Annotated in this window: 9 protein-coding genes, 1 tRNA gene and 1 pseudogene; all 11 read right to left on the reverse strand. The window is 52.7% G+C overall.

Annotated elements, in window-relative coordinates:
• Positions 1 to 115 precede the first annotated feature (115 nt).
• Positions 116 to 2,029: a DEAD/DEAH family ATP-dependent RNA helicase gene (locus F3J30_RS17305; protein ID WP_014071896.1), complete on the reverse strand. Its 1,914-nt coding sequence runs from the start codon at positions 2,027 to 2,029 to the stop codon at positions 116 to 118.
• Positions 2,022 to 2,102, reverse strand: a complete 81-nt coding sequence (gene yrbN / locus F3J30_RS17310; RefSeq protein WP_128738939.1) for a protein YrbN — start codon at positions 2,100 to 2,102, stop codon at positions 2,022 to 2,024. The genes F3J30_RS17305 and yrbN overlap by 8 nt, the downstream gene beginning before the upstream one ends.
• Positions 2,103 to 2,209: 107 nt before the next feature.
• Positions 2,210 to 3,094: a lipoprotein NlpI gene (gene nlpI / locus F3J30_RS17315; protein ID WP_014071897.1), complete on the reverse strand. Its 885-nt coding sequence runs from the start codon at positions 3,092 to 3,094 to the stop codon at positions 2,210 to 2,212.
• A 50-nt stretch (positions 3,095 to 3,144) separates the two neighbouring features.
• Positions 3,145 to 5,342, reverse strand: a pseudogene (gene pnp, locus F3J30_RS17320) (polyribonucleotide nucleotidyltransferase).
• 242 nt (positions 5,343 to 5,584) lie between these two features.
• Entirely contained in the window at positions 5,585 to 5,854 is a 270-nt protein-coding gene (gene rpsO / locus F3J30_RS17325; RefSeq protein WP_003861789.1) for a 30S ribosomal protein S15, read from the reverse strand.
• A 155-nt stretch (positions 5,855 to 6,009) separates the two neighbouring features.
• The gene (gene truB, locus F3J30_RS17330) at positions 6,010 to 6,960 is read right to left on the reverse strand and encodes a tRNA pseudouridine(55) synthase TruB (protein ID WP_014071899.1); all 951 of its coding nucleotides are present in this window, start codon (positions 6,958 to 6,960) and stop codon (positions 6,010 to 6,012) included.
• Entirely contained in the window at positions 6,960 to 7,364 is a 405-nt protein-coding gene (gene rbfA, locus F3J30_RS17335; RefSeq protein ID WP_003024988.1) for a 30S ribosome-binding factor RbfA, read from the reverse strand. The genes truB and rbfA overlap by 1 nt, the downstream gene beginning before the upstream one ends.
• A gap of 89 nt (positions 7,365 to 7,453) precedes the next feature.
• Positions 7,454 to 10,144, reverse strand: a complete 2,691-nt coding sequence (gene infB / locus F3J30_RS17340) for a translation initiation factor IF-2 (RefSeq protein WP_166718030.1) — start codon at positions 10,142 to 10,144, stop codon at positions 7,454 to 7,456.
• A gap of 24 nt (positions 10,145 to 10,168) precedes the next feature.
• Complete coding sequence (gene nusA / locus F3J30_RS17345; RefSeq protein WP_014071902.1) at positions 10,169 to 11,671, reverse strand: transcription termination factor NusA; 1,503 nt, start codon at positions 11,669 to 11,671, stop codon at positions 10,169 to 10,171.
• Between the two features lie 28 nt (positions 11,672 to 11,699).
• Positions 11,700 to 12,152 (reverse strand): ribosome maturation factor RimP, encoded by a 453-nt coding sequence (gene rimP, locus F3J30_RS17350; RefSeq protein WP_166718031.1) that lies wholly within the window; start codon positions 12,150 to 12,152, stop codon positions 11,700 to 11,702.
• A 207-nt stretch (positions 12,153 to 12,359) separates the two neighbouring features.
• Positions 12,360 to 12,436: transfer RNA gene (locus F3J30_RS17355), tRNA-Met, on the reverse strand.
• Positions 12,437 to 12,507 lie beyond the last annotated feature (71 nt).

Genomic DNA, 12,507 nt, shown 5'->3' on the forward strand with positions numbered 1-12,507 from the left:
GTCCTGCATTTTAATGTGCTGCACTGTACCAGTACAGGAGTACAAAGGGAATAAAAAAAGCCCCGATAGATGTTATCGGGGCTGTATATATTACTTTACGTCAGAAACGTAAGGTTTACGCGTCACGGCGACGGCTTGAGCCTTCATCGCGACGTGGACCACGGCTTTCACGACGTTCGCCGCTGAAGCGACCTGCGCCTGGCGCGCCGCCTTCACGACGAGGACCACGACCGCCTTCACGACGCTCACCGCCACCGAAGCTACGACGTTCGCCAGATGGACGATCGCCACCACGACGTTCGCTGCGCTCACGCGGCTGAGCATCACCCAGCAGCTGCATGTTCATCGGCTTGTTCAGGATGCGAGTGCGAGTAAAGTGCTGCAATACTTCGCCCGGCATACCTTTTGGCAGCTCGATAGTAGAGTGAGAACCGAACAGCTTGATGTTACCGATGTAACGGCTGCTGATGTCGCCTTCGTTCGCGATCGCGCCAACGATGTGACGAACTTCAACACCGTCATCACGGCCCACTTCAATGCGGTACAGTTCCATTTCGCCAGCGTCACGACGCTCACGACGTGGACGGTCTTCGCCGCCACGCTCTGGACGGTCACCACGTGGACCACGGTCATTGCGATCGCCACGACGTTCGAAACGATCGTCACGGTCACGGAATTCACGCTTAGGACGCATCGGTGCATCTGGTGGCACGATCAGGCTACGTTCGCCCTGAGCCATTTTCAGCAGTGCTGCGGCCAGAGTTTCCATATCCAGCTCTTCGCCTTCAGCGGTAGGCTGGATCTGCGCCAGCAGCGCACGGTACTGATCCAGATCGCTGCTTTCCAGCTGCTGCTGTACTTTCGCGGCGAATTTTTCCAGGCGGCGTTTGCCCAGCAGGTCTGCGTTTGGCAGATCAGCTTCTGGAATGGTCAGCTTCATGGTGCGTTCGATGTTACGCAGCAGACGACGCTCACGGTTCTCAACGAACAGCAGCGCACGACCCGCACGACCTGCACGACCGGTACGGCCGATACGGTGAACGTAAGACTCGGAATCCATTGGGATATCGTAGTTTACAACCAGGCTGATACGCTCAACGTCCAGACCACGTGCTGCCACGTCGGTTGCAATCAGGATATCCAGACGACCGTCTTTCAGACGCTCCAGAGTCTGCTCACGCAGAGCCTGGTTCATGTCGCCGTTCAGCGCTGCGCTGTTGTAGCCGCTACGCTCCAGGGCTTCAGCCACTTCCAGGGTCGCGTTTTTGGTACGAACGAAGATAATCGCCGCATCAAAATCTTCTGCTTCCAGGAAACGAACCAGCGCTTCGTTTTTACGCATCCCGTACACAGACCAGTAGCTCTGGCTGATGTCAGGACGAGTGGTGACGCTGGACTGAATACGCACTTCCTGCGGCTCTTTCATAAAGCGACGGGTAATGCGACGAATAGCTTCTGGCATGGTTGCAGAGAACAGAGCGGTCTGATGACCTTCCGGGATCTGCGCCATAATGGTTTCTACGTCTTCGATGAAGCCCATACGCAGCATTTCATCTGCTTCATCCAGTACCAGGCCGCTCAGTTTAGAGAGGTCCAGAGTACCGCGCTTCAGGTGATCCAGCAGACGGCCCGGCGTACCGACAACAATCTGTGGACCCTGGCGCAGGGCACGTAACTGCACGTCATAACGCTGGCCGCCGTACAGGGCAACCACGTTCACGCCGCGCATATGTTTAGAGAATTCAGTCATCGCTTCCGCCACCTGAACAGCCAGTTCACGGGTCGGAGCCAGGACGAGGATCTGCGGTGCACGCAGGTCCGGATCGATGTTGTTCAGCAGCGGCAGCGAGAACGCCGCAGTTTTACCGCTACCAGTCTGGGCCATGCCCAGCACGTCACGACCAGAGAGCAGATGTGGGATACACTCTGCCTGGATCGGAGATGGTTTTTCGTAACCCAGATCGGTAAGGGCTTCAAGGATAGGAGCCTTCAGGCCCAGATCTGCAAAAGTGGTTTCGAATTCAGCCATGTAGTACAAGTGCCTCGATATTAATGGCGGCCAGTCTACTTAGCTCATCGTGAAAATGATCTGCAATTTTCATTGAAAAGTGTGAACCGGCTCAAATTAGGTGTATTGACGAACAACAACGCCCTCACCAGTGAAGGTGATGGCAATCAAAAGATTACGGGCTGATGTTTATGTCGTCAGCTATTGCTGGTCCGATTCTGCCAGGTCGTCTTGCTCCTGGCCCAAGAGCGATAATTCCAACAATGCATAACGGTGCTCAACGAAGTTGTGTACGTTGTTAGCAACCGCTAATTTGAACAGTGCCGTAGCGCTGTCCTTATCCCCCAGACTTAGGTAGTACTTACCTAAATAGAAGTTGGTTTCACTGAGATGCTCAGCGAGCGAGGTGTTATCCGTTGCGTCTGCCTTGAGTCTTTCCATCAGCGTTGCTTCGCTAATGTTACCCAGGTAGAACTCGACAATATTCCATCCCCATTGTTCCTTGTCCGATTTGTCGAAGCGTTGTTGTAACGCATCTTTTGCCTGCTTCTCATTGAGCTTCAGCTCAACGATATAAAGCCACAGGCTGCGGAAAGGATCATTAGGATCGTCATGATAAAACGCCAGCAGATCATCTTGCGCTAACTTATCACGACCGCCGTAGTACAATGCGATACCGCGATTCAAGTGCGCGTAGTTGTAAGTTGGATCAAGCTCAAGTACAGAATCAAACGCTTCATAGGCAGCATCAAAATTGCCTGCCTGCGTTAAATAAATGCCTAAGTAATTGAATACTTCAGGCATATCAGGTCGGATTGCCAGCGCTTGTGAAAAATCATTTCGCGCTAATGCCCTCAGACCGAGACTATCATACAACACTCCGCGCTCATATAAAAGCTGTGCGCGTTCGTCATCGGTTAAAGCCCGACTGGCAAGAATTTGTTCCATGCGTGCCAGAATCACTTCCTGTTGCAAAGTCGGTTGCAATGGCACTGCGAGGACTTCGCTCTTACGCCAGGCAGAGTTGCTGCATCCTGCCAGCGTTAAAGCTGTCGCAACGAAACACCAGCGCAAAAAAGGCTTCATTTCCCACTCCCGAAGACAACTATTGGATGAACGTCCTGTCCCCCGGCGGCTCAACAAGGCGTCCTGCCTGATAATAGGCCCTCCGCTAAGCGGAGGGCAAATGGCAACCTTACTCGCCTTGCTGTTCTGCGGCCGGTGCTTCCGGCGCGGCAGCTGGCTGAGACTGCTCGGTTGCTTCTTTAATGCTCAGACGGATACGGCCCTGGCGGTCAACTTCCAGAACTTTAACCGGTACTTCCTGACCCATTTGCAGGTAATCAGTCACTTTCTCAACGCGCTTGTCAGCGATCTGAGAGATGTGAACCAGACCTTCTTTACCGCCACCGATGGCAACGAATGCGCCAAAGTCAACGATACGGGTCACTTTACCAGCGTAGATACGGCCCACTTCGATTTCGGCGGTGATCTCTTCGATACGACGAATCGCGAATTTCGCTTTCTCGCCGTCGGTTGCTGCGATCTTCACAGTACCGTCATCTTCGATTTCGATGGTGGTGCCAGTTTCTTCGGTCAGAGCGCGGATAACAGAACCGCCCTTACCGATAACATCTTTGATCTTGTCTGGATTGATCTTGATAGTGTGGATACGTGGAGCGAACTGAGAAATGTCGCCACGTGGCGCGTTGATCGCCTGTTCCATCACGCCCAGGATGTGCAGACGTGCACCTTTAGCCTGGTTCAGAGCAACCTGCATGATCTCTTTGGTGATACCTTCAATTTTGATATCCATCTGCAATGCAGAGATACCTTCGCGGGAACCCGCTACTTTGAAGTCCATATCGCCCAGGTGGTCTTCGTCGCCCAGAATGTCAGACAGAACAACAAAGTTGTCGCCTTCTTTCACCAGACCCATTGCGATACCCGCAACAGCGGCTTTGATTGGCACGCCTGCATCCATCAGCGCCAGAGATGCGCCACACACGGAAGCCATGGAAGAAGAACCGTTAGATTCGGTGATTTCAGAAACCACACGAACGGTGTACGGGAATTTATCAGCTTCTGGCATCACAGCCAGCACGCCGCGCTTCGCCAGACGACCGTGACCAATTTCACGACGCTTAGGCGAGCCAACCATACCAGTTTCACCTACGGAGTACGGAGGGAAGTTGTAGTGGAACAGGAAGCTGTCAGTACGCTCGCCCATCAGTTCATCGATGTTCTGAGCATCACGGGCAGTACCCAGAGTCGCGGTAACCAGCGCCTGAGTTTCACCACGGGTGAACAGTGCAGAACCGTGAGTACGTGGCAGAACGCCAGTACGAACGTCCAGACCACGGATCATGTCTTTTTCACGGCCATCGATACGCGGCTCGCCTGCCAGTACGCGGCTACGAACAACGTTTTTCTCGATAGCGTGCAGAATTTCACCCAGTTCGTTAGCGTCCAGGGTTTCGTCTTCTGCAACCAGAGTCGCGATAGTTTCAGACTTGATCACGTCAACCTGAGCATAACGCTCTTGTTTGTCAGTGATGCGGTAAGCATCGCTCAGACGAGATTCTGCCAGTGCAGCAACGCGCGCATTCAGCACATCGTTAACCGCTTCTGGCTGCCAGTCCCAACGTGGTTTACCGGCTTCTTTCACCAGGTCGTTGATGTTCTGGATAACAACCTGCTGCTGGTCGTGGCCAAATACCACAGCACCCAGCATCTGGTCTTCGCTCAGCAGTTCAGCTTCGGATTCAACCATCAGAACCGCCGCTTCAGTACCTGCAACAACCAGGTCCAGCTTACTTTCTTTCAGCTCTTCCTGAGTTGGGTTCAGTACGTACTGGTCGTTGATGTAACCTACGCGCGCAGCACCGATTGGACCATTGAATGGAATACCAGACAGAGACAGTGCAGCAGAAGCACCGATCATCGCAACGATATCCGGGTTAACCTGTGGGTTAACGGAAACAACGGTCGCAATAACCTGAACTTCGTTTACGAAGCCTTCCGGGAACAGCGGACGAACCGGGCGGTCAATCAGACGCGCAATCAGGGTTTCGCCTTCGCTTGGACGGCCTTCACGACGGAAGAAACCGCCTGGGATTTTACCGGCAGCGTAAGTACGCTCCTGGTAGTTAACAGTCAGTGGGAAGAAGTCCTGACCTGGTTTTGCTTTTTTCTGGCCAACTACGGTCACGAATACCGCAGTGTCATCCATGCTTACCATTACGGCAGCAGTAGCCTGACGTGCCATCATGCCGGTTTCCAGCGTGACGGTATGCTGACCATACTGGAACTTACGAACGATCGGATTCAGCAAAATTCTGTCCTTTCTCAAATGTTTGACAGCACACCCACGGCGTGCTGTCGATTTAACCGGACCTTCTTCGCATCCTCGCGACTAATGACAACCGACACCCTCATGGGTGAAGCCTCTCATTAGCCGCGCGAACCTCTGCAATGAAGATCATTTATAGCAACAATACAATAGTTTCCAGTCAATTGCTGCCGTCTGGTTGAAAAAAGGGGCCATCAGGCCCCCTTTTCTGAAACTCGCAAGACTTAGCGACGCAGACCCAGACGCTCGATCAGCGCGGTGTAGCGTGCAACATCTTTACGTTTCAGGTAGTCGAGCAGTTTACGACGCTGAGAAACCATGCGCAGCAGACCACGACGGCTGTGGTGATCTTTTTTGTGCTCTGCAAAGTGACCCTGCAGGTGGTTAATCTGTGCAGTCAGCAGTGCAACCTGAACTTCGGTAGAACCGCTGTCGTTAGTACCACGACCAAACTCAGAAACGATTTTAGCTTTAGCTTCAACGCTTAGAGACATTTTCAAACTCCAGAATATAAAGAATGTAAGGATGCCGATCTCTAATTCAGCAATCCCAGTATACGTCCCGCAGATTGTTAAACAATTTGCAGGACGTTAAGCGGCGATATTCTACTCGTCTCCCCTGTTTATCGCAAGGTGAGACATTATCGCCGTTAGCCTTCGACCGGGTATTCAACCACCAGACGGCGCGGCGCAACGCGCCCTTCGCCATCCATTTCGCCCATGCCGATAAACTTACCGTCATCGCCTTCGGTCACACGGACCAGGCCTTCCAGTGGTGCATCGGTGGTGCGAACCGGATTTCCGTTTTTAAAGTAAACGGACGATGTTAAAGGAAGATTAACGATCGGGAAGTCAGCCGCCGGGCTGTCCATCGGCATTAACAGTGGATCAAGCAACTCCGCAGGAGAAATTCCCTGCGCTTGTGCCTGCTCAACCAGTGCATGAAGATGCTCAAGGGTCACCATCCGCTCAACAGGGTATTTGCTGACGGCCAGACGGCGCAGGTAAATCACGTGCGCGCCACAACCCAGTTTTTCGCCCAGATCGTCGATGATGGTACGAATATAGGTGCCTTTCGAGCAGTGAACTTCCAGCTCCAGTTCGTCACCTTCGTGGCGAATGAAGAGCAGTTCATACACGGTAATCGGGCGAGCTTCACGCGGAACGTCAATGCCCTGGCGCGCATATTCGTAGAGCTTCTTGCCCTGATACTTCAGCGCCGAATACATCGACGGCACCTGCATCGTATCACCACGGAAACTCTCCAGCGCGGCATCGAGTTGCTCTGCGCTGAAGGTCACAGGACGCTCTTCAACAACCTGACCATCCGCATCGGATGTGTCCGTACGCTGGCCAAGCTTTGCAATCACGCGATAGCGCTTATCGGAATCAAGCAGGTACTGGGAAAACTTGGTTGCTTCTCCCAGGCAAACCGGCAGCATTCCGGTCGCCAGAGGATCTAGCGCACCGGTGTGCCCTGCACGGTTAGCGTTAAAAATACGCTTCACCTTTTGCAATACGTCGTTGCTGGAGGCACCTTGCGGTTTATCCAGCAGTAACACACCATGCACATCGCGACCGCGACGACGAGGACGACTCATCAGTCCTCCTTGCTGTCGTCCGCAGGGTTCACACGACGTTCATCGTCATGCTTCACCACGCTGGTCACCAGGTTGGACATACGCATCCCTTCGACCAGTGAGTTGTCGTAGAAGAAGGTCAGTTCCGGCACGATGCGCAGGCGCATTGCTTTGCCGAGCAGAGAGCGGATGAAACCAGAAGCTTCCTGTAGCGCTTTAATGCCGTTTTTAACTGCGGCTTCGTCCTGGTCGTTCAGGAAGGTCACGAACACCTTGGCGTAGGCCAGGTCGCGAGACATTTCCACACCAGAAACGGTGGTCATCATACCCACGCGTGGGTCTTTAATTTCACGTTGCAGAATGAGTGCGATCTCTTTCTGCATTTCTTGCGCGACGCGCTGTGGGCGACCAAATTCTTTCGCCATAATAAATTCTCCAGACAAAAAAGGGGCTAAAGCCCCTTTTTAAAATTATTGCCGGGTGGCGCGAGGCGATCCCGGCTTACTCTCGATCGTTACGCAATGGTACGCTGAATTTCGATGATCTCGAACACTTCGATCATATCGCCAACGCGAACGTCGTTGTAGTTCTTCACGCCGATACCACATTCCATACCGTTACGGACTTCGTTAACGTCATCTTTGAAGCGGCGCAGGGATTCCAGCTCGCCTTCATAGATAACCACGTTGTCACGCAGAACGCGGATTGGGTTGTGACGCTTGATGTTACCTTCGGTAACCATACAGCCCGCGATCGCACCGAATTTCGGCGATTTGAACACGTCACGTACTTCAGCCAAACCAATGATCTGCTGTTTCAGCTCTGGCGACAACATGCCGCTCATTGCTGCTTTCACTTCGTCGATCAGGTTATAGATGACGGAGTAGTAGCGCAGATCCAGGCTTTCAGATTCAATCACTTTACGTGCAGATGCATCAGCACGAACGTTGAAGCCAACCAGAATCGCGTTGGACGCAGCAGCCAGGGTCGCGTCGGTTTCGGTGATACCACCTACGCCAGAACCGATGATCTTCACTTTCACTTCGTCGGTAGACAGTTTCAGCAAGGAATCGGAGATCGCTTCCACAGAACCCTGAACGTCTGCTTTCAGAACGATGTTCACTTCGTGAACTTCGCCTTCGGTCATGTTAGCAAACATGTTCTCGAGTTTAGATTTCTGCTGACGAGCCAGTTTAACTTCACGGAATTTACCCTGACGGTACAGTGCAACTTCACGCGCTTTCTTCTCGTCACGAACCACGGTCACTTCGTCACCGGCAGCCGGAACACCGGACAGACCCAGGATTTCCACTGGAATGGATGGACCCGCTTCCAGCACTTCCTGACCCAGTTCGTTACGCATCGCACGCACACGGCCGTATTCGAAGCCGCACAGAACGATGTCGCCTTTGTTCAGGGTACCTTCGCGAACCAGAACAGTCGCAACCGGACCACGACCTTTATCCAGGAAGGATTCGATTACCGCGCCGCTTGCCATGCCTTTACGCACCGCTTTCAGCTCCAGAACTTCAGCCTGCAGCAGGATAGCGTTCAGCAGGTCGTCGATACCGGTACCCGCTTTTGCCGATACAGGAATGAACTGCGCTTCACCGCCCCACTCTTCTGGCATAACACCGTACTGAGACAGTTCGTTCTTAACGCGGTCCAGGTCGGCTTCTGGCTTATCAATTTTGTTCACTGCAACAACCAGAGGCACCTGCGCCGCTTTCGCGTGCTGGATAGCTTCAATGGTCTGTGGCATCACGCCATCGTCTGCTGCAACAACCAGAACAACGATATCCGTTGCCTGAGCACCACGAGCACGCATTGAGGTAAACGCGGCGTGGCCTGGGGTATCCAGGAAGGTGATCATGCCGTTTTCGGTTTCTACGTGGTATGCACCGATGTGCTGGGTAATACCACCCGCTTCACCAGAGGCAACCTTCGTAGAACGAATGTAGTCGAGCAGAGAGGTTTTACCGTGGTCAACGTGACCCATGATGGTCACAACCGGTGCACGCGGTTCAGCCGCTGCGCCAGTGTCACGGTCGCTCATTACTGCTTCTTCCAGCTCGTTTTCACGACGCAGGATAACTTTGTGGCCCATCTCTTCGGCAACCAGCTGTGCAGTTTCCTGGTCGATAACCTGGTTGATGGTAGCCATGGCGCCCAGTTTCATCATCGCTTTGATGACCTGAGAACCTTTAACCGCCATTTTGTTAGCCAGATCGCCAACAGTGATGGTTTCACCAATCACAACGTCGCGGTTAACAGCCTGCGCTGGCTTCTGGAAGCCCTGTTGCAGAGTGGAACCTTTACGCTGCTTGCCGCCTTTACCACCGCGAACGGCGGCACGAGCTTCTTCACGGTCAGCTTTGGATTCTGCGTGTTTGTTGCCTTTTTTCGCCGGACGCGCAGCTTTAGTGCTACGACCACGGCCACGACCACCTTCAACTTCACGGTCGTTGTCGTCTTCAGCCTGACGCGCGTGCTGAGAAGTGGTCACGTGATAATCGCTGTTGTCTTCAGTAGGTTCAGCGGTATTCACACCGTTCTTCTCATTTTCTTCTGCCATGCGGCGCGCTTCTTCAGCCACGCGACGAGCTTCTTCTTCCAGCTTACGGCGTGCTTCTTCTTCCGCTTTACGCTTCAGATCGGCTGCTTCATTTTCACGGCGGGCTTTTTCAGCCTGGGCAGTTTTGGTCATTTCGTCGGTCTGTTGATTGCTCACTTTGTCTTTTTCCGCAGCGTCACGCTTCACTTTATCACTTGCGTCGCGTTTCGCTTTTTCTGCGGCCTCACGTTCAGCTTTTAATTCTGCCTCGCGTTTGGCAGTTGCTTCTGCCTCACGCTGAGCTTGTTCTTCCGCTTCACGCTGTGCCTGCTCTTCCGCGGCAAGGCGTTCTGCCTCTTGCGGATCACGTTTTACAAAGGTGCGCGTCTTGCGGACTTCAATTTGTACCGATTTGCTTTTACCACCGGTACCAGGGATATTCAACGTGCTGCGCGTTTTGCGCTGCAACGTCAGCTTGTCAGGCGTAGAACCGTGTTCACGGTTCAAATGCGCTAACAAGGTTTGTTTTTCAGTCGCAGTCACCGAGTCATCAGCGGACTTTGGGATCCCTGCATCAGCAAATTGCTGTACCAGGCGGTCCACAGAGGTCTGAATCTCGGCAGCCAGCGATTTTACAGTTACATCAGTCATGCTGTTCCTTCCTGCTACAGTTTATTACGCTTCGTCGCCGAACCAGCAAATATTACGTGCGGCCATGATGAGTTCGCCGGCTTTCTCGTCGGTTAAACCTTCGATATCAGCCAGGTCATCAACGCCTTGCTCAGCGAGATCTTCCAGCGTACAAACACCACGGGCAGCCAGCTTGAACGCAATCGCACGATCAAGACCTTCCAGATTCAGCAGGTCATCAGCCGGCTTGTTATCACCAAGGCTTTCTTCCTGAGCCAGTGCCAGGGTGGTCAGTGCGTTTTTAGCGCGTTCACGCAGGGCTTCAACGGTTGGCTCATCCAGACCGTCAATTTCCAGCAGCTCTTTCATTGGCACATAGGCCAGTTCTTCAAGCGTTGAGAAGCCTTCTTCAACCAGAACGGTGGCGAAATCTTCGTCAATGTCCAGGTATTTAGTGAAGGTATCAATCGCTGCATGGGCTTCAGCCTGATGCTTAGCTTGCAGGTCATCAACGGTCATCACGTTGAGTTCCCAGCCGCTCAGCTGTGAAGCCAGACGAACGTTCTGACCATTACGACCGATAGCCTGCGCCAGGTTACCCGCTTCAACGGCGATATCCATGGTGTGCTTGTCTTCGTCAACAACGATAGACGCCACATCAGCCGGTGCCATTGCGTTGATAACGAACTGCGCCGGGTTGTCGTCCCACAGAACGATATCGATACGCTCGCCGCCCAGCTCAGTAGAAACTGCCTGAACACGCGCACCGCGCATACCCACACATGCACCCACAGGGTCGATACGCTTGTCGTTGGTTTTCACAGCGATTTTCGCGCGAGAACCCGGATCACGTGCAGCGGCTTTAATTTCGATAACTTCTTCGCCGATTTCCGGCACTTCGATACGGAACAGTTCAACCAGCATTTCTGGTTTAGAACGGGTCACGAACAGCTGCGCACCACGTGCTTCAGGGCGAACGGCATACAGAACGCCACGGATACGGTCGCCAGGACGGAAGTTTTCACGCGGCAGCATGTCTTCACGCATGATAACGGCTTCAGCGTTACCCGCCAGCCCTTCGGATTTGACTTCCAGAGAGATGTTATCGCGGTTAACTTTCTTCACCACGCCAGTAATGATTTCACCTTCCTGGTCGCGGAACTGATCGACAACCATTGCGCGCTCAGCTTCACGTACTTTCTGTACGATAACCTGTTTCGCGGTCTGAGTAGTGATACGGTCAAAGGTCACAGATTCAATCTGATCTTCAACGTACTCGCCAACGTTCAGGCTTTCGTCTTCGAAACGCGCAGCTTCCAGCGTGATTTCTTTGGTCGGCTGGGTCACTTCTTCAACAATCACCCAACGACGGAATGTATCGAAGTCACCGCTTTTACGATCGATTTCTACGCGAACATCGATCTCTTGTTCGTATTTTTTCTTGGTTGCTGTAGCCAGTGCACTTTCCAGCGCTTCGAAAATTTTCTCACGCGGCAGTGATTTCTCGTTGGAAACGGCTTCAACAACAGCCAAAATTTCTTTGTTCATCGCGGGCTTTTCACCTCAATCCAGACTGTTAAAAGTGGGGAACCAGGTTCGCCTTCTGGATATTACTCAGCGCGAACACTTCATCTTTGCCTTCGACTGTCACCGTGATCATTTCACCATCAACGGCTTTGATAATACCCTGCCATTTGCGGCGGTTCTGTACGGCCATACGCAGAACGAGAGCCACTTCTTCACCGGTAAAGCGCACGTAGTGCTCGGACGTGAACATCGGGCGATCGAGGCCAGGTGAGGAAACTTCCAGGTTGTATGCGACGGTAATCGGGTCTTCAACATCCATCACCGCACTGACCTGGTGGCTAACATCAGCACAATCATCAACATTGATGCCATCTTCACTATCAATATAGATGCGCAGCGTCGATGTACGGCCGCGAACGAATTCGATGCCGACCAGTTCGTAGCCCAGTGCTTCGACCGGTGCAGTAATCATCTCTGTTAATTTTTGCTCTAATGTGGACAAGCCCACCCCCAAGACATAAAAAAAGGGCGTAAAGCCCAGTTATTCTGTAGTCAGATAACAAAAAACCCCGATAAATCGGGGTTTTAGATAACTGAACCCTATAGCCGCAACTGCGGCCTGGAGCACTTTCTGAAAGAATTTTTTCAAATCCAGCTACGAAGGCTCTAAGTCTTCACAGTATATTTGAAAAAGGACTTTATGGGAAAGTGGTTGCGGGGGCCGGATTTGAACCGACGACCTTCGGGTTATGAGCCCGACGAGCTACCAGGCTGCTCCACCCCGCGCCTGAAACGTGGCAAATTCTACGCGTTTTAGGTAGAAAATGCAAATAATGCTGGGATTTGGTACCGAAGAC

It is taken from the genome of Enterobacter sp. Tr-810, from assembly GCF_011752765.1.
GTDB lineage: Bacteria > Pseudomonadota > Gammaproteobacteria > Enterobacterales > Enterobacteriaceae > Enterobacter > Enterobacter soli.

Excerpts from the sequence above, each read along its gene's own strand:
- rbfA (WP_003024988.1), bottom strand. The coding sequence starts at position 7,364 with ATGGCGAAAGAATTTGGTCGCCCACAGCGCGTCGCGCAAGAAATGCAG.
- nusA (WP_014071902.1), bottom strand. The coding sequence starts at position 11,671 with ATGAACAAAGAAATTTTGGCTGTTGTTGAAGCCGTTTCCAACGAGAAA.
- rpsO (WP_003861789.1), bottom strand. The coding sequence starts at position 5,854 with ATGTCTCTAAGCGTTGAAGCTAAAGCTAAAATCGTTTCTGAGTTTGGT.
- nlpI (WP_014071897.1), bottom strand. The coding sequence starts at position 3,094 with ATGAAGCCTTTTTTGCGCTGGTGTTTCGTTGCGACAGCTTTAACGCTG.
- infB (WP_166718030.1), bottom strand. The coding sequence starts at position 10,144 with ATGACTGATGTAACTGTAAAATCGCTGGCTGCCGAGATTCAGACCTCT.
- F3J30_RS17305 (WP_014071896.1), bottom strand. The coding sequence starts at position 2,029 with ATGGCTGAATTCGAAACCACTTTTGCAGATCTGGGCCTGAAGGCTCCT.
- yrbN (WP_128738939.1), bottom strand. The coding sequence starts at position 2,102 with ATGAAAATTGCAGATCATTTTCACGATGAGCTAAGTAGACTGGCCGCC.
- truB (WP_014071899.1), bottom strand. The coding sequence starts at position 6,960 with ATGAGTCGTCCTCGTCGTCGCGGTCGCGATGTGCATGGTGTGTTACTG.